The sequence below is a fragment of the Actinoplanes sp. NPDC051475 genome, from assembly GCF_040689425.1.
Taxonomy (GTDB): Bacteria; Actinomycetota; Actinomycetes; order Mycobacteriales; family Micromonosporaceae; genus Actinoplanes.
Genome location: NZ_JBFAZZ010000004.1, coordinates 230,123 through 249,812, shown reverse-complemented (window position 1 = coordinate 249,812; position 19,690 = coordinate 230,123). Strand labels below are relative to the sequence as shown.

Here is a 19,690-nt window from a genome sequence, read left to right as displayed (position 1 = left end):
ACGCCTTATTTCTCACTACAGGCGTGGGAATACTCGGGGGGACAATTCGGTGCCTTCGACCGCCAGGGAGGCGGGGCCGACGATCTCCGGATCGGGGGTGCCGACGACCTCCGGATCCTTGTCGTCGTAGTGGAAGCGGTTGAGCACGTACCGCATGGCCTCGAGCCGGGCCCGCTTCTTGTCGTTGCTCTTCACCACGGTCCACGGGGCGTCGGCGGTGTCGGTGTAGAAGAACATCGCCTCCTTGGCCTCGGTGTAGTCGTCCCACTTGTCCAGCGACTCGAGATCCATCTTCGAGAGCTTCCACTGGCGTACCGGATCCACCTGGCGGATCGCGAACCGGGTGCGCTGCTCGCCCTGGGAGACCGAGAACCAGAACTTGATCAGGTGGATGCCCGAGCGGACCAGCATCCGCTCCAGGTCGGGGGCCTGCCGCATGAACTCCAGGTATTCGGCGCGGGTGCAGAAGCCCATCACCCGCTCGACGCCGGCCCGGTTGTACCAGGACCGGTCGAACATCACGATCTCTCCGGCCGCCGGCAGGTGCTTGATGTAGCGCTGGAAGTACCACTGGTTGCTCTCGCGCTCATTGGGCTTCTCCAATGCCACCACGGAGGCACCACGCGGGTTGAGGTGTTCCATGAAGCGCTTGATCGTGCCGCCCTTGCCGGCGGCGTCCCGGCCCTCGAACAGGATCACCAGGCGTTCCCCGGTGGCCTTGCACCAGTTCTGCAGCTTGAGCAGCTCGATCTGCAGCAGGCGCTTGTCGTGGTCGTACTCCGGCCGGGGGAGCCGCTCGCCGTACGGGTATTCCTCGCGCCACGTGTCGACCGGGGTGCCGTCGGCGTTGAGCAGCACCGGGTCGTCGTCATCGTCGTCGGCGACCCGGTATCCGCCGAGCTCTTTGACGGGCCCCGAGTACGGAGGCGTCGTCACGTCCTCCTGGGGCTGCTGGTCGTTCTCGGGCTCCATATCTGGTTTCATACCCACGAACGGCGACGTACCACCTAACGGAACGTGAACGTCAGCCGAGCCAGGCCCGCACCTTCCTCTGACGCGACGCGGTGAGTGCCTCGGGCAGTTCGTGGAAGGTCTCCTCGCCGACGCGCTCCTGGCGGGCGTACAGCACGCCGTACTCGAACGCGTCCGGAGCCGTTCCGGCCACCTCGCGCAGCACCTCGCGGGCGACCACCGAGTCCTGATGGGCCCCCAGCACGTCCTGCAAGGAGGTCAGCGCCGAGACCAGCTTCTTGCCCGGCTTGCCGGCGGCGGGCGCGAACACCTCGACCGCGTACCGCGCCTGCTTGTACTTCTTGCGGGCCTCGTGCAGCTCGGCGTCCACCCCGTCGGCGACCGCCGTGTCGAGCAGGGCGTCGGCGCGGTGCAGCACCTTGCGGACGCGGCGCAGCGCGCCCCCGTCGTCCGGGCGGCCCTCGTCGACCAGCGTGTCCATGGCGTCGAGCAGGCCGAGATACCGGTCGCTGTCCAGGGCCGCCACGAGCTCTTCCCGCCCACGGGACACGTCGTCGTCCAGCTTCTGCCGGATGCGGCCCGCCACCTCCGGGAAGGCCCCGGCGGCCGCCACGAGCTTGTGCGAGAGGACCTGGCCGTCGCGGACCGCGCCCAGGCAGTCCGCGAGCCACTTCAGCTCGTCCTTGAGGAACTCCGCGTGCTCCGGATCGAACGCGTCCTTGAACGTCTTCAGGGTGCTGCGCAGGCGCCGGGTGGCCACGCGCATCTTGTGCACGCCGTCGGCGTCGCCGGCCCGTACCCCCGCGTCCTGGGCCTCGATGGCGTCGCGCTGCTCACGGGCGTACCCGAGAACGGGGTCGGTCCTGCGCCGTTTCCCGGTCTTCGGGGTGGCCAGGCGATCGCCGAGCGCCCGCGCAAGCTTGGACGGCCCGGCGGCGGGGGTGGCCCCGGCCGCGCTGAGCAAGCCCTCCACGGCATCGAGAACCTCCGGGCCGCCGTCGACCAGCTCCACCTCGAGCTCATGCCACCGCTGCGTGCCGGCACCGGTCTCCGCGGCGACCTCGTCCTGGGCGATCAGCGCGAGGGTACGCCCATCCGCGTCGCACAGCGGCGTCTCGACGCGAAGCGTCCGCAGCGTGGCCACGGGCCGCAGCGGCCGGGTCCGCACGATGGTCCGGACCTCGGCGGCGAGCTCCGCGGGCACCTCGTCGCCCTCGGTCAGCGGCAGCCGGTGCTCGGTACGGGCGGAACCCTCGCCGGGCGTCTTCAGGTGCCATCCGGCGTCGGTGCCCCCGGTCCGCCTGCGCAGCGTGCGTTTGTTGCGAGCCAGCCGGAGATCGTCGGTGTCGAAGTACGTCGCGTCGAGCTCGTGCGTCTCCGCCTCGCCGGCCCCGCTGACGCCGCCGGCGCCGGTGAGCTCGGGCAGGGCGAAGCCGGACGGGACGTCGTACTTGCGTTCGTTCTCCGTGGCCGTCTGCATCTGCCAAGTCTGGCGGATGTGAAGCGGCTCAGCGACCTCTCAGGAGCGCGCGGCACGCTTGCGCCATGCACGAAACGGAACGACGCAGGGTGTCCCTCGCCGGCCTCGGCCTCATCGGCGCCGGTGCCGTGCTGGGCCTGACGCTCGCCGGTCAGGGTGAGCGGCAGGACGAGAAGCCCGCCGGGCCGCCGACCGCCACGGCCCCCGCAGACCCGCCACACTCTCCGCCTTCTCCCAGCTGATCGGGGGCCGATGTTCAGCGGTTTCCCAGACGACGCTCGCACACTGGCTCCAGGCTCCTGGGGAGCCCGGCGCTCGTCCCCCGTGCGTGCGCAGGCTCTCCAGGGGCCGCCCTACACCCGGGCCTCGCCGCGATTACGCAGGTACTGGGCGCGCGAGTAGTGGGCGGCGGCGGCGCCGTAGTACATGGTCGCCAGCGACACGTGGAAGCTGTTGTCGGTCAGCGCGTTCTTCGCGTTGGCGGTCTCCGACCACCGGATCTCGGCGTCGGAGGCACTGATGCCCCGGCGGGCGCACCGCAGCCGATTCAGCTCCTTACCGATCCGCCACGTCTCGAGGGCACTCTCGGCCTGCCGCATCATGGTCCGCGCCTTCTCGATGAGGGACTCGGCCAGGACCCAGGCGGCCTGCTCCTCGTCGTTGTGGAATGTGGGCATCGTAGACACCTCCCGAGGGCTACCTCCTGAATTGTCGGTCCATTCAGTGTGTGAGACGCCTTCGGCAGCTGTCGATCTTTTACACCCGCACGTGTTACGACCGCCGCCTCGAACCTGGCGGCTGCGCGGGCGCTGCGGAACGTACTCGCCCATCTTCCGCTGAACGCGGCCGTCGCCGCCCTGGCGGAAGAATTCCCGTGGCTTCAGCTGCTGCCACGCTCTGAACTGCCGCAGTTCGTGGCGGACTTCACCAGAGCCGCGCAGATCTCGGCCGAGCTCGGTCAGTGGTCAGTGCTGGCGGAGGCCGTACGCGAGTGGAAGGCGACGGCTTCGGTGTACGCCGATCCCGTTCTCCTCGGCCGGCTCACCGGCTTGCTGGACGACGACCCACCGGACAGGTCATCCGTTGGGAACGAGGCCCGATGTAAGTGCTCCCAACCGGTCCGAGAGGCCGGTGGCAGCTTTGACCTCAACGCGACCGATATGCGTCGGCGCGATGTTCGATTGCCGTCACCTTCACAGTGAGGTCCTCTTCGTCGATCTCGTAGAGGACTCGGTACGTGCCGCGTCTGGCTGACCAGGTGCCTTCGAACGGCGGCAGCATCAGTCGCTTGCCGACGCGGTGCGGATTTTCCAGGAGTGTGGTGGTGATGAATTCGTAGACGGCCGCGGCGATCTTCTCGGGCAGATGCCCGGCCAAGGCACGCGCTGCCGGCCCGGCCACCTGGAGTCGGTAGCGGGCGGGCTCCGGGTCGGTCACCGCGCTCGCCTTGACCGCTTCGCCATCAACGCCGCGAGCTCGTCGCCGTCGAGGACGTCACCGGCTTCGACGGCCGCCCGGGACTCGGCGAGTTGCCGCATTGCCTCGGGGCTGGACAGAACGTCCAGCGTTTCCTCCAGCGCCGCAAGATCGTCGGACGAGATGAGTACCGCGACGGGGTGACCGTGCCTCGTGATCTCTACTCGCTCGTGCGTCCGGGCCACCTCGTCGATGAGTTCCGAGAGGCGGTTGCGGGCGTCAGTGAACGGCAAGACAGCCATGCTCGAAGTGTAGGCGATTTCTGGCGCGAAGTCTGTACAGAATTCGGACGCAACGAGGCCACCGGGCCTCAGCCCGGTGGCCTGCTGTGTCAATGCCCGGATCCCACTGTCAGCCGGCGGTACGAGCAACACCCACCCGACAGGTCATGCCGTTGGGGGCCGCGGGCCCATGACCGCCACCTCGGATGACCGCTCGTGCTGCCCGTACCGTTCTCACTCGCATGGCTAGCGTGCTTGGGGGTGGTGGGGCTGCGACGGGGATCGGGCGGCGAGGCCTTCTTCGAACTGGGCAAGCCTGTCCGCGATGTTGCTGTCGCGGTGACGCCACCCCACGGCGTACGCGATCAACGGGACCGGGGCTCTACGAACGTGCCGATCACCAGCAGATTTCGCGTCCTCAAGCCAGCAAACGGCCAGGTCGGCCCCGAGTTGAGACAAAGAATAGCTGACTTGGGGTCTGGAGCCGACGCTCGCCGAACGGTTTATCAGCCCCATGCTGACCAACGGCGAGGGGAATGGAAGCCTGAACGTTCCCTCAGCCTGCTGGCGTGTTCTCTGCCGCTGCGTGGGTCGCGATCGCTGCATGGGGCACCAGAGCCTGGACGGCGGGTTTGTGGCTCGTGCTGACGGTGCTGAGACCGACGCGGGCGCGTTGTTCCGCCTGGTCGCAGGCGGCCAGTAGGTCCTCGGCAGGGACTGGCCGCGCCAGTCCGAAGCCTTGTGCATGATCACAGCCGAGGTCCCGCAGTACTGCGAGGACCGACACGTCCTCGACGCCCTCGGCGACGACGGACAGACGCAGGCTGTGCGCGAGTTCCGTGGGGCTGCGCAGCAGTGCCGCGTCCTGTTGGGTGGCCAGGTCTCGGACGAAGAACCGGTCAATCTTCAGCCCGTTCGCCGGAAGGTGCCGCAGGTGCGTCATGGAACTGAATCCGGCACCGAAGTCGTCGACGGAGACCTGCACGCCGAGGGCGTGCAGCGAACGCAGCACTTCGCCGGCATGCTGCGACCGTGTCATGATCGCTCCATCGGTGAACTCCAGGCACAGCAGCTCGGCCGGCAGTCGGTGCTTGGTGAGAGCCTCCTGCACCGACTCGGTGAAGCCGTCGTCGAACAGGCAACGGGCTGAGACGTTGACGGCGACCACCAATGAGCGACCCTGCTGGTGCCATCGGTACGCCTGCCCGGCGGCCAGGTCGAGGACGATGCGGGTCAGGGGTGTCTCCAGCTCGGTGCCCTCGGCAAGCGGCAGGAACGCCGCTGGTGGCAGCATCCCGCGTTCAGGGTGTTGCCAGCGCAGCAGGGCCTCCGCCCCGTCGGCCGCCCCGTCGCTGATGCGGATCTGAGGTTGGTAGTGCAGGATCAACTGGCCGGTCGGGTCCCCGGCGTCGATGACCGCGCGCAGATCCTCGAAAAGCACGTCGCGATCGTGCGTGCCGGTGTCAACCTCGGCGTCGTAGACCGCGACGCCGCAGCCCGTGGTTTTCGCCCGGTACATGGCAGCGTCCGCGCGGCGCAGCAATTCGTCGCCGTCGACAGGGGAGACCTCCATCGCGATGCCGATGCTGCCGCTGATCGCTACCGGTCCGGTGGTCAGCGCAAAGTCTTCCCGGAGCGCGGTGGCGATGCGTTCGGCGACCTGTCGTGCCACGTCGATGTCCGGCATTCGGGGCAGCAGGATGGCGAACTCGTCGCCGCCCAGCCGGGCCACGGTGTCGTATTCGCGGAGTGCTTTGCGGATGCGGCGGCCGGTCTCCACGAGGAGGTCATCACCGGCTCGGTGGCCGAGGGTGTCGTTGACGCCTTTGAAGCCGTTGAGGTCGATCATCATCACGGCGGCGCCGGGCTCCGGAGCCGATCCGGAGGTACGGAGGGTTTCAGCCAGTTCGCGGTGGAACTTCATCCGGTTCGGCAGCCCGGTGAGTGAGTCGTGGGAGGCGAGGTGTTCGCTGGTGTAGGCCTGCTGCGCGAGGCGCCGCTGGAAGCTGAGGACCAGTCGCCAGATCACCGCGATCAGCAGCAGACCGACCAGGAAGCCGATGACGATCGCGTACAGCATTCGGACCTGTGCTTGCCGCAGCTCGGCGACCTGCCGCTGAGCGATGTCATGATACCGGTGGGCGACCGTGTCGATGTCGTGTTGCAGTGTGTAGAAGGCCGGCGCGACCTCTGACCGGTCGATCCGGGTGGCGTCCGGATCCGCGTTCGCGACGAGGTCTAGCAGCTTGTCCGCGGCGACGCGGTACGCGTCATGCTCGCTCAGTAGGCGATCGGCGTCGGCGCGTGCGTCGCGGGAGTCGCTGAGAGCAGCCTGCTGCAGTGCCTCGCGGGCGGCGGCTGTGGCGCTGACGTACCGGGCGCGAACAGTGGGAAGCGGCTCGAGCTGGTACTGGCGGGTGTGCAGTTCGGCGACCGACACGGCGTTGCGCGCCTCGCTGAAGTGCGCGTCCAGGGTGAGGGCTTCGCTCTGCGCCACCGTCGTGCGCGTCATCAGTAGGTTGCCGTAGAAGGTGAAACCCCCCAGACCCAGCAGTACCGCGGCGAGGGCGAACGTCGTGGCGAAGCTGCCCCGACGATGGGTCTTCGACGACGGGTCACTCACCGCCGAATGGCCAGCGGCGTCTCCGCCCACGGTGCTCTCCGATCTCGATGGCGTCCAGCACATCCCCCTTCGGCCGCATGGCGGCCGAGTTAAGTCGCGCGATCCGTTCAGCCAGATCCCCACCGCGCCGACGAGTAGGGGGACGTCCACCGGAAGGATCCGCCATGCTGCGACCCACATCGGTCCACCTCGTCGCCCTCGGCGCGGCCGCGGCGGTCCTCGCCGTCGGCGGCTGCGCGTCGCCGGACAAGCCAGCCGCCGCCGAACCGATCCGAATCGGCGCACTACTGCCGCTCTCGGGCGGCAACGCACCGTCCGGGCAGGCCGACGCCGCGGCCGCGCGCCTGGCTGTGAATGAGGTCAACGCTGCTGGGGGGCTGCTCGGCCGGCCGGTGGAGCTGGTCATCAAGGACGACGCGTGCGACCCGGCCACCGCGGTCGTCGCGGCCAACGAACTGGTCGCCGCCGGAGTGGTGGCCTCGGTGGGTGGATTCTGCAGCAATGCCACCATCCCGACACTGAAGGTATTCCACACCGCTGGCATACCGGCCGTTATACCTCTGGCCAATTCGACCGATCTGCTCACCCCGGGGTACGACTCAGTTTTCCTGATCTCCGGTACCACCCGCGACGAAGCCGAGATGGCGCAGAAGTGGATGCGCGAACTCGCCGTCGGACGGCTCGCCGTGGTCGACGACGGCACCAGCTACTCGGTGAGCCTGGCGCAATCAACCGCGACGGCGGTCGGGGCGCCTGGCACCGGCGCCGCGGTGACACTGCAGACCAGGCTGAGCCAGGACGCGGATGACTACGGCCCCGTCGCCCGACGCATCATCGACAGCCGTGCCGACATGGTGTACTTCACCGGCTATTACGTCGAAGCCGGCCGGTTGATCAAGGACCTCCGCAAGGCTGGCTACACCGGCAAAATCATGCTCGCCGACGGCTGCATCGATGCTGAGATCTTCAAGCATGCCACCGCGGCTGAGTCCGAGGGTGTGTACGGCACCTCGTTCCCCATGCCGCAGTTCCAGCCGGGCATACAAGACTGGGCCACGCGTTACCGCAGCGCCGCCGGCGTCGATCCGGTGCCGACCACCCTGGAAACCTACGACGCCACCGCGCTGACCCTCGAGGCCGTGCGCCGAGCCGCAACCACCGACCGCAGAGCCGTGCGTGACGCAATCGCGTCCACCGACATCACCTTGACCACCGGCCCCGTTCGATTCTCCACCAACGGCAGCCGCAAGAATCCCACCTTCGTACGGGTACAGGCCCGCAACGGCAAATTCACCGCACTGACGCAGACCAAGCCGACTTCCTGACACTGCAAGAATGGATGTGTGATGCCAGATGCCACGGTATAGGTTCTGGCGCTTGGCTGATCATGTGTCCCGTGCCGCACTCATTTGCCGCTGATATGCGCGCTTCGGCGGCCATCCGCTGCCGTGCCGGGATGCGTGTAGGTCACAGCCAAGAGTGACTCGGCGTGATAGCTGGACTGGCCTAAGGAAGGCGCCGAGCTCGCCGCGCACTCACCTGCAAGTGCGAGGGCTCGGGGCGCGCCTACGCGGGCCTGGGAGGCGACTAGCGAGTTCAGACGCGAGGGGGCAGCGACTCGCGCTTGTCGCTGTCCCCTCGTCGTGGCGGCTTATCCGCTGGTCAGGACGGATCCCCTGAGCGTTCCGGAGGGGCACAGTAGCGCAGGATGCAGTTACCCATCCAAAGGCGGCGTCGCGGGCCTGGCCGAGCCGGTTAAGTACGTCGTGCGCACAGATGCCGATGAGCGTGCGTCGACGTCGACCCCTGCTCGGGGGTGCTGCCACGGCTGCTGCTCCTTGCCGCGTCGATGACGAGCGGCATCCTTGCTCACAGCTCGTCGTTACGGAGGCTGGAGAGCTGGGCCGGGTAGATGGCGCTCATCTCGTCGTAGTGCCGTGCGAGCAGTCGGAGTTCATCGGTGCTGTAGAACCCGGTGACCTCGGTTATCGCTCTGCCGTACGACGTCCGTGCTGGTCTCAGCCGTATCGCTCGACGAGCGCGTTGCCGATCGAGGCCAGGTGGTCTCGCACACCCGGAGGGCCGGTCACCTCGATCCATTCGGCCAGCCCGGCAAGCTCGCCAGCGAGTATGTATTCGTCGTTGCCGCGGATCACGACCTCGATGCGGCCGTCGGTCCTGGAACCTCCCACCTCGAGCCGACCGCCGAACCCCATCCGGAGCACGCCTATCCCCTGGGGCGCGCACACCGCCCGGACTTCGAGGGGCGTTCGTTTGCGGTCGACCTCGTCGGCGATCGCGCGCCAGCTCTCGGCAAGGTCGAAGTCCTCGGGCCGGTGCACGGGGTCGCAGGTCGGGTCGGCGGACGAAACGCGGTCGATCCGGAAGGTCCGCCGACCGGCCTCGTTGTTGGCGACGAGGTACCACGATGGGCCTTTGGCGACGATGCCCAGCGGGTGGACGGTTCGCTCGGTTTCGGTGCCTTCGCGGTCGACGTAGCCGAGCCGGACCTGGACGCCGCGGATCACCGCGTCCTGGAGCTCGTCGAGGAAGCGAGGCGGTCGGGGCTCGACCCGGCGCGACCCCCATTGCTGCGGGTCTATGACGAGCGACGACGCTGCCGCCTCGGCCTGCACCCGGAAGGGTTCCGGCAGGGCTTGGACGAGCTTGCGCAGCGCCGCTTTCACGGCCGGCGTCGCAGACGAGGCCGGGCCTGCGACCAGGAAAAGGGCGCGGGCCTCACTCGCGGTCAACCCGGACAGGTCGGTGCGGGCGCCGCCCACGAGGCGCCAGCCGCCGCCTCGGCCCTGCATGGAGTACACCGGCACGCCGGCCATGCCCAGGGCGTCGAGGTCGCGGCGGGCGGTGCGCTCGGAGATTTCCAACTCCCGGGCGACCTCCGCTGCTGTCACCTGCTCGCGATGTTGCAGCAGAAGGAGGATGGCCATCAACCGGTCGGCTCGCACTCCGACAACACTTCCGCAAAAACCGGTCAGGAGGTGACCGGTATCGGTCGGCAAGATGCCGGCATGACAATCGATTTTCCCGAGCCCACCCGCATTTCGGTCAACGGTGTGGAACTCGAAGTCTTCGAAGCCGGCCGGCAGAACGCGGGGAACCCCATCGTGCTCTGTCACGGCTGGCCGGAGCACGCCTTCTCCTGGCGCCATCAGGTGCCCGCCCTTGCGGCAGCGGGCTACCACGTCATCGTCCCGAACCAGCGGGGTTACGGCAACTCGTCCCGTCCGGCCGAAGTCACCGACTACGACATCGCACACCTGTCGGGTGACCTCGTCGCACTGCTCGATCACTACGGATACGACGATGCCACCCTTGTCGGTCATGATTGGGGTGCAGCCGTCGTTTGGGGCCTGACCCTGTTGCACCCAAACCGGGTCAACAAGGTGATCAACCTGAGCCTGCCGTACCTCGAGCGCGGGGAAATGCCCTGGATCGAGGTCATGGAAGCCGTGCTCGGCAGCGACTTCTACTTCGTCCACTTCAACCGGCAGCCGGGCGTCGCGGACGCCGTGTTCGAGGAGAACACGTTCCAATTCCTTCGGAACCTGTACCGGAAGAACGTGCCCCTCGCAGAGCCTCAGCCGGGCAATGCGTTGATTAACCTCGCCAGAGCGGAAACCCCACTCGGTGAGCCCGTCATGAGTGACAGCGAACTGGCCGTCTTCGTCTCCGCCTTCGAGTCAACAGGGTTCACGGGCGGAATCAACTGGTACCGAAACCTGGACCGCAACTGGCGCCTGCTGGCGGACGTGGACCCGATCATCCGACAGCCCACCCTCATGATCTACGGCGACCGCGACACGGTCGCGAGGGCTGAAAGACTGACGGAATTCGTGCCGAATGTGGAAGTAGTCAGTCTGGACTGCGGTCATTGGATCCAGCAGGAGAAGCCGGAGGAAACGACCGAGGCGATTCTGAAATGGCTGGACCAGCGGGATGCCGCCTAGCATTCCTGCAGGAGATCAGCTCACGGTCCGCTGAGGGCTCGCGGGTTGTAGTCGCTGGTCATGCCCCTTGCGCTGCGGGTTGGTGGCGTCAGCCACCAACCCGCCAGGGTGCGCCGTCCATTGTCTGGGCGATCCGCCTCGCGCCACGATGGACCATTTGATTGATGTTTGCCGATTGGCAGTTGCGCACCATGGCCGCCGCCGTGCTCTCAAGGACTCAGGGGGCGCTCACGCAGCCTGCGGTCTCGGCATCAAGAAGGGCATCGATGTCTGACCTCGGCGCCGCGCAGCAGCGGTGGACCCCAGCGGTCACAATGGGCCTGCCACATCTCGGCGACATCGGGTTGCTCACCGACACAACCTACCGGCGGGCCCACGGTAAGCGTCGCGGGCGGACATGCACAGCTGCCGCATGCTGCGCTAGACGCCGGGATGCAGCCGTCACACTGACATGCGCTCGAAGATCACGTGCACGGATCTGCCGCCGATAACGCGCGCTGCGGCGAACACTCGCTGCCGTGCCCGGATGCTTGTAGGTCAGTCACCGATGACGGCCCGCCAGGTTCTCTGTGGGCCGTCATCGGAGCAAGGCCGCTACTGGGAAGAAGGCTGGTTGAAGGTCCAACCGTCGGCTTTGATGTCCCACTGATCAGGGGCACATATCTTCATCCCAGTAGGGCCGTGGGTGCAGTAGCCGCCCGGGTTCTTGCTGTCGGACAGGTACTGCTGGTGGTAGTCCTCGGCGTAGTAGAACGTGTCCAGCGGCTTGATCTCCGTCGTGATCGTGCCGTGGCCCGCCTTCGTCACCACCGGCTGGAACGCATCCAGCGACGCCTGCGCGACCCGCTCCTGCTCCGTTGTCGTCGTGTAGATCGCCGACCGGTACTGCGTACCGACGTCGTTGCCCTGGCGCATGCCCTGGGTCGGGTCGTGGTTCTCCCAGAAGGCCTTCAGCAGGTCCTCGTAGCTGATCTTCGCCGGGTCGTACACCACCTGGACGGCCTCGGTGTGCCCGGTCGTTCCCGAGCAGGTCTCCTCGTACGTCGGGTTCCGGGTGAAGCCGCCCGCGTAGCCGACCGAGGTCGAGTACACGCCCGGCAGGCGCCAGAAGATGCGCTCGGCGCCCCAGAAACACCCCATGCCGAACACGGCCGTCTCGAGGCCGGCCGGCCAGGGGCCCTTCAGCGGGGTTCCGAGCACCGTGTGCGTGTCGGCCACCGGCATCTCGATCAGGCGGCCGGGAGCGGCCTGGTCGGGGGTGGGCAGCTCGAGCTTGTTGTACCGCAGGAACACGGTGTCTCCCTTCATCCGCCGGGTGTAACACCATCCGCCCGGGGTTCCTTACCCGAGCGACCCGAGCGACCCGAGCGACCCGAGCGCGTCGCCGATACGGGAAGCGTAGGCAGCCGCCTCGTCGTCCGAGTCGTACTTGTGCCGCGGCCAGAAGAATCCGCGCAGCCCGTCGCCCTTCGTCCGCGGCACGACGTGCGCGTGGAGATGCGGCACGGACTGCGACACGATGTTGTTCATCGCCACGAACGTCCCTTTCGCCCCGGTCGCTTCGGGGACCGCTGCGGCCACCCGCTGCACCAGCGCGAAGAATCCCGGCAGAAGGTCCTTCTCAAGACCGGTCAATTCGGGTACGTGCGGACGCGGCACCACCAGCACGTGCCCCTTGAACACGGGCCGGATGTCGAGGAAGCCGACGCCGTCGGGGGTGTCCACGACCTTGAATGCGGGAACCGCGCCCGCCACGATCCCGCAGAAGAGGCAGTCGGCCATCAGCGCAGACTAGCCTTGCCCCTCATGACGGGTAACGAGTACGGCTTCGACACACTGGCCATCCACGCCGGGCAGGATCCCGACCCTCGCACGGGTGCCGTGGTGCCGCCGATCTACCAGACCAGCACGTACGCCCAGGACGCCGTCGGCGCGCCCCGGCTGGGCTACGAGTACAGCCGCTCGGGCAACCCGACCCGCGACGCCCTGCAGGAATGCCTCGCCGCGATCGAGGGCGGCCAGCGCGGTCTCGCTTTCGCCAGCGGTCTCGCCGCCGAGGACACGCTACTGCGGGCGGTGTGCCGTCCCGGCGACCACGTGGTGATCCCGGACGACGCGTACGGCGGCACCTACCGCCTCTTCAGCAAGGTCGCCGAGAACTGGGGCCTGGACTGGACCGCGGTGTCGCTCAACGACCTCGACGCGGTCCGGGCGGCGTTCCGGCCCGGCCACACCCGGCTGATCTGGGCCGAGACGCCGACCAACCCCCTGCTGAACATCGCCGACATCCCCGCGCTGGCCGGCCTGGCGCACGAGTACGACGCCATGCTCGCCGTGGACAACACGTTCGCGTCGCCGTACCTGCAGCAGCCGATCGCCCTCGGCGCCGACGTCGTGATCCACTCGACGACCAAGTACCTCGGCGGGCACTCGGACGTCGTCGGCGGCGCGCTGATCACGGCCGACGCGGATCTCGGCGACCAGCTGGCCTTCCACCAGAACGCGATGGGCGCGGTCAACGGGCCGTTCGACGCGTGGCTGACGCTGCGCGGCATCAAGACCCTCGGCGTACGGATGGACCGGCACTGCGACAACGCCGAGCGGATCGTGGCGTACCTCGAGACCCACGCCAAGGTCGGCCGGGTTCTCTACCCGGGCCTCGAGTCGCATCCCGGACATGAGACCGCCGCCAAGCAGATGTCGCGCTTCGGCGGGATGATCTCGTTCCGCACCAAGGGCGGCGCCGAGCAGGCCATCGAGGTGTGTAATCGGACGAAACTCTTCGTCCTCGCCGAGTCGCTGGGCGGCGTCGAATCGCTCATCGAGCACCCCGGTCAGATGACACACCTCAGCGCCGCGGGCTCACCGCTTGAAGTACCCGCCGATCTCGTGCGACTGTCTGTCGGCATCGAAACCGTTGACGATCTGCTCGCCGACCTCGAGCAGGCGCTCGGCTGAGGCGCCTTACAGACACAGTAGACAGGCGGAGACGGGCCATGGACAACCTGGCGACCACGTGGGTGGGTGCCACGGCAAAGCAGATCTCGCGGGCGGTCCGCCGTGGCGACACGAGCGCCACCCAGGTGGTCGCCGACCACCTCGAGCAGATCGCGATCTCCGAACCGTCGCTCACCGCGTTCCGGGTGGTGCGCGGCGGGGAGGCGATCGTCGAGGCCGAGAAGGTCGACGAGCAGGAGGACCTGGCCAACCTGCCGCTCGCCGGCGTACCCGTGGCGGTCAAGGAGAACACCCCGGTCGCGGGCCTGCCGACTTGGCACGGCTCTGCGGCCGCCCGGACCCCCGTCGCCGAGGAGGACCACGAGGTGGTCCGCCGGCTGCGGGGCGCCGGCGCGGTCGTCGTCGGCGTCACCCGGATGCCCGAGATGGGCCTGTGGGGCACCACCGACGGACCGGACGGCGCCACCCGCAACCCGTGGGCGCTCGACCGTACGCCCGGCGGCTCGTCGGGCGGCTCGGCCGCGGCGGTCGCCGCGGGCCTGGTGCCGATCGCCCACGGCAACGACGGTCTGGGCTCGATCCGCATCCCCGCGGCCTGCTGCGGCCTGGTCGGCCTCAAGCCCGGCCGCGACGTGATCCCGTGCGACCTGGGCCTGGACGGCTGGCTCGGGCTCGTCGAGCACGGCATCCTCGCCACGACGGTCGGCGACGCGGCCCTCGGCTTCACCGTCCTGGCCGGGCGGTCACCGGCAAAACTCACGCCGCCGGGCAGGCTGCGGATCGGGGTCTCGTTGCGCTCCCCGGTTCTGGGTGTACGCCCGGACGAGCCGAACCGCGGTGCCGTGGCCAGAGCGGCCAGGCTCCTGGTCGACGCCGGCCACGACACCGTGACCGCCGAGCCCGCGTACACCACGGCGCTCGGGGCCGCCGGGCTGCTCACCTGGTTCGCGTCGGCCTACCGCGAGGCGGACGCCGCCGGCATCGACCTCAAGGCGCTGCAGCCGCGCACCCGCCGGCACGTCCGGCTGGGAAAGATCGCCTGGAACCGCGGCTGGGTCCGGCAGGAGCAGCGCGACGCCTGGCGTGAGAAGAGCATCAGGTTCTTCGAGGACCGGAAGGTCGACGTCCTGCTGACCCCGGCCCTGGCGGCCACCCCGCCGCCGGCCGACGGTCACTCCGCCGGGCGCTGGCGCCGCAACATCCTCGACAACATCCGGTACGCGCCGTACGCGGCCCCCTGGAACATGGCCGGGCTGCCCGCGATCGTGGTTCCGATGGGTCTGCGCCCGGACGGCCTCCCGGTCGGCGTCCAGTTCGTCGGCCCGCCCGACTCGGAGCTGCTGCTGCTCTCGATCGCAGGACTCCTCGAGGTGGCCAATCCCTGGCCGCGCCACGCGTTCGTGTGAGCGGATGGCACGATCACAGCCATGAGTGACCTGCTTTCGCTCGCCGACGTCGAAGCCGCCCGGGCGCTGCTCACGGGCGTGGTCCGCATCACGCCCCTCGAGCACTCCATGCCGCTGACCCGCCTCCTGGGCGTTCCGGCCTGGCTCAAGTGCGAGAACCAGCAGCGGGCCGGCTCGTACAAGGTGCGCGGCGCGTACACCCGGATCGCGCGCCTCACGGACGCCGAACGGGCCCGCGGCGTGGTGGCCGCGAGCGCGGGCAACCACGCCCAGGGAGTCGCGCTGGCAGCAGGCTTGCTCGGCGCTAAGGCCACCGTCTTCATGCCCGAGAACGCCCCCCTACCCAAAGTCACCGCGACCAAGGGCTACGGCGCCGCGATCGAGTACGCGGGCACCACGGTCGACGACTCCCTGCGAGCGGCCCGCGAGTACGCCGACCAGACCGGCGCGATACTCATCCACCCGTTCGACCACCCGGACGTGATCGCCGGCCAGGGCACAGTGGGCCTGGAGATCCTCGACCAATGCCCGGAGGTCGGCACGATCATCACCGCAGTCGGCGGCGGCGGCCTGATCTCGGGCGTCGCGGTCGCGGCCAAAGCCCTGAAGCCGGACGTACGCATCATCGGCGTCCAGGCCAGCGGCGCGGCGGCCTACCCGCCCTCCCTGGCCGCGGGAACGCCGGTGACGCTGACGGAGTCGGCGACCATCGCGGACGGCATCGCGGTGATGCGCCCCGGCGACCTCACGTTCTCCCACGTCAGCGAACTCGTCGACGACATCGTCACGGTCACCGACGAAGACCTGTCCGCGGCCCTGCTGTCCATGCTCGAACGCCACAAAATGGTGGTCGAACCAGCCGGCGGCGCGGCGGTGGCGGCCCTGCTCACGGGCAAGGTCGAAGTGACGTCGCCGGTCGTCGCCATCCTGTCGGGCGGCAACATCGACCCGATGCTGCTGATGCGGGTGATCGAGCACGGGTTGGCGTCGGCGGGGCGATTCCTGCGCCTGTCGGTGCAGACGGGGGATCAACCGGGCGAACTGGCCCGCCTGCTGACCGAGATCGCCGGGCACCGGGCGAACATCGTGGACGTGCTGCACTCCCGCCACAACCCGAGATTGAGCTTCGGCCAGGTGGAGGTGCAGCTCTCGGTGGAAACCCGAGGCCCGGACCACTCGGCGACGCTGATCGGAGCGCTGCGCAGTACGGGCTACGCGGTGACCCTGCTGTCCGGAACCCCCTGACGCGCCTCGCCCGGCAAATGGCAGGCGACCGGAACCCGAGGGGCAGCGGCCGGTTGTGCAGGTGGGGGCTTGGGCGGGTTGTGCGGCTGACCCCGGGGTTAGCCGTACCGCCCTCGGCCGGGGGATCCGCCGGCGAGCTTGTGGCGCGGCTCGGTTGTGGGACCGGGTCCGGGCCGGGCGGCCGGCTCGCTTTTGCGGGCCGGCCGACGTCGGGGGGTGGGTCAGGCGCCGAAGGGTGAGAAGTCGACGACGGTCACTTTGATGTCCGCTCCGCTGGGGGCGGTGTAGGTCACGGTCTGGCCCTTGCTCGTGCCGAGGATCGCCACGCCGAGGGCCGACTCCGGGCTGTACACCGTCAGGTCGGTCGTGGAGGCGATCTCGCGGGAGCCGAGCAGGAACTTCTCGGTGTCGGTCTTGTCCTCGTCGAAGTAGATCGTCACGACCATGCCGGGAGCGACCTTGTCGGCCGTCGGGGCCTCGCCGACCTCGGCGTTGCGCAGGAACTCCTTCAAGTAGAGGATGCGACCTTCCTGCTTGCCCTGCTCCTCACGGGCGGCGTGGTAGCCCCCGTTCTCCCGCAGGTCGCCCTCCTCGCGGCGGGCGTTGATCTCGGCGGCGATGGCCGGCCGGGCTGCGATCAACTCGTCGAGCTCGGCCTGCAGCCGGTCGTAAGCGTCCTGGGAGAGCCAGGTCTTCGACGCTTCGGAACTGGTCACAGACTCTTCTCCTTGCAGCGGGACAGGCGTACGGAGCGAATCACCAAGCTTACCAGCGGTGGACTCACGTCCGGTTTTGCGATGACGCAGAGTTATACGCGAGCTTGCGGGCGCCTTGGTGGTTCTTTTGTATCCCGGGGGTCTGACACTTTTTCGAGTGCGCCGGCTCCGGCACCCCGCGGAACCTCAGGGCCGACGGGGGGCTGACCGTCTCCAGGCCGTTGGCCTCGGCTTTCGTAGCCCGGACCCGCCCGGGAACTCCGGGGTTCCTAAGGCTTCAGCTTGAGGCGCGGCAACCGAGGACCTCGCCGACGAACGCCTTGGCGGTGGTTTGGACGGCTTCCGACGCCTCGATGGTGCGGCTTCCGTTGGTGGCCTGCACCGTGACTGTCCGAGTTCCGACGACGTTGCCGTCGTAGTCTCGCGCTCGGAGGCTGCAGCTGGCGGCTTTGCCGGGCGGTACCCGTACCGTGAAATCGATGGTGATTTGGGTTTCCGTCACCCCGGTCCATCGCTGGATCTGGGTGTCGTAGGCCGGGTCGCCGTATTGGTTGTAGAGACGTACGGCCAGAGCCACCGCCGCCACCGCGACCACGACGCCGACGATGATCGGTCCCAGCAGGCGTCGGCGGCCGTCTCGGCGCCGGCCGTAACGACCCGGCGGGAATACCGGCGCTGTGGCGCGCGTCTCGCTCACCAGGGGGACCTCTCCTGCGAAAACTGTCGGTGCCATCGGCCAGAATGGCCGTGTCCATCTTCGCAGCCGGAGCCGGGCCCGCTCAACGAGGTCCGGTCGAGGGAGATATCAGTGGCTGAGCAGTTGCGTCTCATGGCGGTGCACGCGCACCCCGACGACGAATCCAGCAAAGGCGCGGCCTCCATGGCGCGGTACGTCGCCGAGGGTGTCGACGTCCTGGTCGCTACGTGTACGGGCGGCGAGCGCGGCAGCGTGCTCAACCCGAAGATGGACCGGCCGGAGGTGCTGGCGGACATCGCCGAAATCCGCCGCAAGGAGATGGACCTGGCCCGCGAGATCCTCGGCGTCAAACAAGCCTGGCTGGGCTTCGTCGACTCCGGCCTGCCCGAGGGCGACCCGCTGCCGCCGCTGCCCGAGGGCTGCTTCGGCCTGGTCGACCCGGCCGAGGGCGCCATCCCGCTCATCAAGCTGATCCGCGAGTTCAAGCCGCACGTCATGACGACGTACGACGAGAACGGCGGCTACCCGCACCCCGACCACATCATGTGCCACAAGATCTCGGTGGCGGCGTTCGAGGCGGCCGGTGACCCGGAGCAGTTTCCCGAGCTCGGGGAGCCGTGGCAGCCGTTGAAGCTCTACTACAACTCCGGCTGGAGCCGCGCACGGATGCTGGCGCTGCATGAGGGCATGCTCGCTGCGGGCCTCGAATCGCCGTACACGGAGTGGCTCAAGAAGGCGGAGGAGCGCCCGGACCGCGGCGACAAGATCACGACTCGGGTGGAGTGCGGGGAGTACTTCGAGGTGCGGGACAACGCGTTGCGCGCCCACGCTACGCAGGTGGATCCGGACGGGTTCTGGTTCCATGTGCCGCTGGAGCTGCAGCAGAAGGTGTGGCCGACGGAGGACTTCGAACTAGCGCGATCGCTGGTGGACAGCTCGGTGCCGGAGTCGGATCTGTTTGCGGGGATTCGGGAGTCCGTCCAGGTTCACTAAGGCTGATTGCGGCCGCGTGCGGGCGTGCCGGAGGGGTGGCGCGCGGCGGCCGGGTGGGCGACGGCGGTTCGCGCCCGAGGGGCGGGTGAGTGGTGCCGGTTCGGCGCTGGGCGCTGGGCGCCGGAGGCGGGTTAGCGGTGCGGTCTACCGGCTGGGCTGATTCCGGCTGGGTGGGGCGCACCCACGCCTGGTCGTCGCACCCGCGCCCGGGTTGGTTGCGCGCCCGGTCGCACCCGCGCCTGGGTCGCACCCGCGTCCGGGTTGACCCCGTCTCGGGTTGTCTGCGTCCGGGTGTCCGCGTCCGGGTAGGTGGGTCGGCCGGGCCGGGCGGGGAGTGCCGGGCAGCGCGGGTCGTACCGGGCTGGTCCGGGCCGGCGGTTTGTGCCCGTGCGGTCGGCGACCATCTGATGCGACCGCCCGGTAACCGCAAGCGACAATGCCACTACTCTTCGTGAGAAATGTTCCCGCTCGACTGCGGCGGGAACCTGGATGCGTTCTTGCGGATGGCGGCGGATTGGGAGGTGTGCGGGATCCCGTGGCCGGGCGGGGCGGGTGTGGGCGTACCTTTGACGGGTGAACTTTTTCGTGGCGGTCAACAACTTCGGAGACACCCGGTCGGGCGGCCTGGCTGGGCCGATGGGGCTGTTCATCATCGTGTTGATGTCGGTTGCCACGGTTTTGCTGATCCGCAACATGAACAAGCGGTTGCGTCGGCTTCCCGACAGTTTCGCTGATCCCAAGGACGTCGCGCGGGAGGCGGAGATCGCTCGGCTGGATGCTGATCTTGCCCGTAGCGACGTTACTCCCGGTGTTCCCGCCGGCGAGAGTGCCAAGTCCGATGGGGACGGTGTCACCACGGAGGGCGAGGTCAAGGGCTCGGGCGACGGCGACTCCACAGCGGAGCGGCCCGGATCGGGCGAGCGCGCCTAGTTACT

Annotated in this window: 19 protein-coding genes; 8 read left to right on the top strand and 11 right to left on the bottom strand. The window is 68.6% G+C overall.

The genetic code is table 11. The annotated features are described in order from the left end of the window. Positions 1 to 15: 15 nt before the first annotated feature. Together ppk2 and AB0368_RS10640 are read right to left on the bottom strand one after the other, a co-directional pair. Positions 16 to 972, bottom strand: a complete 957-nt coding sequence (gene ppk2 / locus AB0368_RS10645; protein ID WP_366153565.1) for a polyphosphate kinase 2 — start codon at positions 970 to 972, stop codon at positions 16 to 18. Between the two features lie 52 nt (positions 973 to 1,024). Beyond that, positions 1,025 to 2,452, bottom strand: a complete 1,428-nt coding sequence (locus tag AB0368_RS10640; RefSeq protein WP_366153564.1) for a CYTH and CHAD domain-containing protein — start codon at positions 2,450 to 2,452, stop codon at positions 1,025 to 1,027. 65 nt (positions 2,453 to 2,517) lie between these two features. On the opposite strand from AB0368_RS10640, the gene AB0368_RS10635 reads away from it, so the two are divergent. Continuing rightward, positions 2,518 to 2,694 (top strand): hypothetical protein, encoded by a 177-nt coding sequence (locus AB0368_RS10635; RefSeq protein WP_366153563.1) that lies wholly within the window; start codon positions 2,518 to 2,520, stop codon positions 2,692 to 2,694. 111 nt (positions 2,695 to 2,805) lie between these two features. Here the strand turns inward: AB0368_RS10635 and AB0368_RS10630 are convergent, their stop codons facing one another. From AB0368_RS10630 to AB0368_RS10615, 4 genes are all read right to left on the bottom strand, one after another. Further along, entirely contained in the window at positions 2,806 to 3,129 is a 324-nt protein-coding gene (locus tag AB0368_RS10630) for a hypothetical protein (RefSeq protein WP_366153562.1), read from the bottom strand. Positions 3,130 to 3,598: 469 nt separating this feature from the next. Continuing rightward, positions 3,599 to 3,889 (bottom strand): type II toxin-antitoxin system RelE/ParE family toxin, encoded by a 291-nt coding sequence (locus AB0368_RS10625; protein WP_366153561.1) that lies wholly within the window; start codon positions 3,887 to 3,889, stop codon positions 3,599 to 3,601. After that, a complete protein-coding gene (locus tag AB0368_RS10620) occupies positions 3,886 to 4,170 on the bottom strand; it encodes a type II toxin-antitoxin system Phd/YefM family antitoxin (protein ID WP_366153560.1) in 285 nt (94 codons plus the stop codon). The genes AB0368_RS10625 and AB0368_RS10620 overlap by 4 nt, the downstream gene beginning before the upstream one ends. A 535-nt stretch (positions 4,171 to 4,705) precedes the next feature. Further along, complete coding sequence (locus AB0368_RS10615; RefSeq protein ID WP_366153559.1) at positions 4,706 to 6,952, bottom strand: bifunctional diguanylate cyclase/phosphodiesterase; 2,247 nt, start codon at positions 6,950 to 6,952, stop codon at positions 4,706 to 4,708. Between AB0368_RS10615 and AB0368_RS10610 the strand changes: the two genes are divergently transcribed. Further along, a complete protein-coding gene (locus AB0368_RS10610; RefSeq protein ID WP_366153558.1) occupies positions 6,937 to 8,097 on the top strand; it encodes a branched-chain amino acid ABC transporter substrate-binding protein in 1,161 nt (386 codons plus the stop codon). The genes AB0368_RS10615 and AB0368_RS10610 overlap by 16 nt on opposite strands. 693 nt (positions 8,098 to 8,790) lie before the next feature. On the opposite strand, the gene AB0368_RS10605 is transcribed toward AB0368_RS10610, so the two are convergent. Further along, positions 8,791 to 9,720: a WYL domain-containing protein gene (locus AB0368_RS10605; protein WP_366153780.1), complete on the bottom strand. Its 930-nt coding sequence runs from the start codon at positions 9,718 to 9,720 to the stop codon at positions 8,791 to 8,793. Between AB0368_RS10605 and AB0368_RS10600 the strand changes: the two genes are divergently transcribed. Next, entirely contained in the window at positions 9,694 to 10,740 is a 1,047-nt protein-coding gene (locus AB0368_RS10600; protein WP_366153557.1) for an alpha/beta hydrolase, read from the top strand. The genes AB0368_RS10605 and AB0368_RS10600 overlap by 27 nt on opposite strands. A gap of 594 nt (positions 10,741 to 11,334) precedes the next feature. Here the strand turns inward: AB0368_RS10600 and msrA are convergent. Both msrA and AB0368_RS10590 read right to left on the bottom strand, forming a co-directional pair. Beyond that, the gene (msrA, locus tag AB0368_RS10595; RefSeq protein WP_366153779.1) at positions 11,335 to 12,033 is read right to left on the bottom strand and encodes a peptide-methionine (S)-S-oxide reductase MsrA; all 699 of its coding nucleotides are present in this window, start codon (positions 12,031 to 12,033) and stop codon (positions 11,335 to 11,337) included. A gap of 48 nt (positions 12,034 to 12,081) precedes the next feature. Next, positions 12,082 to 12,522 carry an HIT family protein gene (locus tag AB0368_RS10590; RefSeq protein ID WP_366153556.1) on the bottom strand — a complete coding sequence of 147 codons (441 nt, stop codon included), beginning with the start codon at positions 12,520 to 12,522 and terminating at the stop codon, positions 12,082 to 12,084. Between the two features lie 24 nt (positions 12,523 to 12,546). On the opposite strand from AB0368_RS10590, the gene AB0368_RS10585 reads away from it, so the two are divergent. The 3 genes from AB0368_RS10585 to ilvA are packed head-to-tail and all read left to right on the top strand — an operon-like array spanning position 12,547 to position 16,349. After that, positions 12,547 to 13,698, top strand: coding sequence for a cystathionine gamma-synthase (locus AB0368_RS10585; RefSeq protein WP_366153555.1), 1,152 nt, complete (start codon positions 12,547 to 12,549; stop codon positions 13,696 to 13,698). Positions 13,699 to 13,736: 38 nt separating this feature from the next. Beyond that, positions 13,737 to 15,104: an amidase family protein gene (locus AB0368_RS10580; RefSeq protein ID WP_366153554.1), complete on the top strand. Its 1,368-nt coding sequence runs from the start codon at positions 13,737 to 13,739 to the stop codon at positions 15,102 to 15,104. A 21-nt stretch (positions 15,105 to 15,125) separates the two neighbouring features. After that, positions 15,126 to 16,349, top strand: coding sequence for a threonine ammonia-lyase (gene ilvA, locus AB0368_RS10575; protein ID WP_366153553.1), 1,224 nt, complete (start codon positions 15,126 to 15,128; stop codon positions 16,347 to 16,349). A 221-nt stretch (positions 16,350 to 16,570) separates the two neighbouring features. Here ilvA and greA read toward each other — a convergent pair whose 3' ends face one another. Both greA and AB0368_RS10565 read right to left on the bottom strand, forming a co-directional pair. Then, a complete protein-coding gene (greA, locus tag AB0368_RS10570; protein WP_366153552.1) occupies positions 16,571 to 17,065 on the bottom strand; it encodes a transcription elongation factor GreA in 495 nt (164 codons plus the stop codon). Between the two features lie 277 nt (positions 17,066 to 17,342). Further along, positions 17,343 to 17,762 (bottom strand): DUF4307 domain-containing protein, encoded by a 420-nt coding sequence (locus tag AB0368_RS10565; RefSeq protein ID WP_366153551.1) that lies wholly within the window; start codon positions 17,760 to 17,762, stop codon positions 17,343 to 17,345. Between the two features lie 111 nt (positions 17,763 to 17,873). Between AB0368_RS10565 and mca the strand changes: the two genes are divergently transcribed. Together mca and AB0368_RS10555 are read left to right on the top strand one after the other, a co-directional pair. Continuing rightward, a complete protein-coding gene (gene mca, locus AB0368_RS10560) occupies positions 17,874 to 18,755 on the top strand; it encodes a mycothiol conjugate amidase Mca (RefSeq protein WP_366153549.1) in 882 nt (293 codons plus the stop codon). 636 nt (positions 18,756 to 19,391) lie between these two features. Next, positions 19,392 to 19,685, top strand: coding sequence for a hypothetical protein (locus tag AB0368_RS10555; RefSeq protein WP_366153778.1), 294 nt, complete (start codon positions 19,392 to 19,394; stop codon positions 19,683 to 19,685). The last annotated feature ends 5 nt before the right edge of the window (positions 19,686 to 19,690 follow it).

What these genes read in the sequence shown, in the direction of transcription:
- AB0368_RS10580 (WP_366153554.1), top strand. Translation starts at nt 13,737, where the DNA reads ATGGACAACCTGGCGACCACGTGGGTGGGTGCCACGGCAAAGCAGATC.
- AB0368_RS10585 (WP_366153555.1), top strand. Translation starts at nt 12,547, where the DNA reads ATGACGGGTAACGAGTACGGCTTCGACACACTGGCCATCCACGCCGGG.
- AB0368_RS10610 (WP_366153558.1), top strand. Translation starts at nt 6,937, where the DNA reads ATGCTGCGACCCACATCGGTCCACCTCGTCGCCCTCGGCGCGGCCGCG.
- AB0368_RS10600 (WP_366153557.1), top strand. Translation starts at nt 9,694, where the DNA reads ATGTTGCAGCAGAAGGAGGATGGCCATCAACCGGTCGGCTCGCACTCC.
- AB0368_RS10555 (WP_366153778.1), top strand. Translation starts at nt 19,392, where the DNA reads ATGGGGCTGTTCATCATCGTGTTGATGTCGGTTGCCACGGTTTTGCTG.
- AB0368_RS10635 (WP_366153563.1), top strand. Translation starts at nt 2,518, where the DNA reads ATGCACGAAACGGAACGACGCAGGGTGTCCCTCGCCGGCCTCGGCCTC.
- ppk2 (WP_366153565.1), bottom strand. Translation starts at nt 972, where the DNA reads ATGGAGCCCGAGAACGACCAGCAGCCCCAGGAGGACGTGACGACGCCT.
- AB0368_RS10640 (WP_366153564.1), bottom strand. Translation starts at nt 2,452, where the DNA reads ATGCAGACGGCCACGGAGAACGAACGCAAGTACGACGTCCCGTCCGGC.
- AB0368_RS10630 (WP_366153562.1), bottom strand. Translation starts at nt 3,129, where the DNA reads ATGCCCACATTCCACAACGACGAGGAGCAGGCCGCCTGGGTCCTGGCC.
- AB0368_RS10615 (WP_366153559.1), bottom strand. Translation starts at nt 6,952, where the DNA reads ATGTGGGTCGCAGCATGGCGGATCCTTCCGGTGGACGTCCCCCTACTC.
- AB0368_RS10590 (WP_366153556.1), bottom strand. Translation starts at nt 12,522, where the DNA reads ATGGCCGACTGCCTCTTCTGCGGGATCGTGGCGGGCGCGGTTCCCGCA.
- ilvA (WP_366153553.1), top strand. Translation starts at nt 15,126, where the DNA reads ATGAGTGACCTGCTTTCGCTCGCCGACGTCGAAGCCGCCCGGGCGCTG.
- AB0368_RS10605 (WP_366153780.1), bottom strand. Translation starts at nt 9,720, where the DNA reads ATGGCCATCCTCCTTCTGCTGCAACATCGCGAGCAGGTGACAGCAGCG.
- AB0368_RS10620 (WP_366153560.1), bottom strand. Translation starts at nt 4,170, where the DNA reads ATGGCTGTCTTGCCGTTCACTGACGCCCGCAACCGCCTCTCGGAACTC.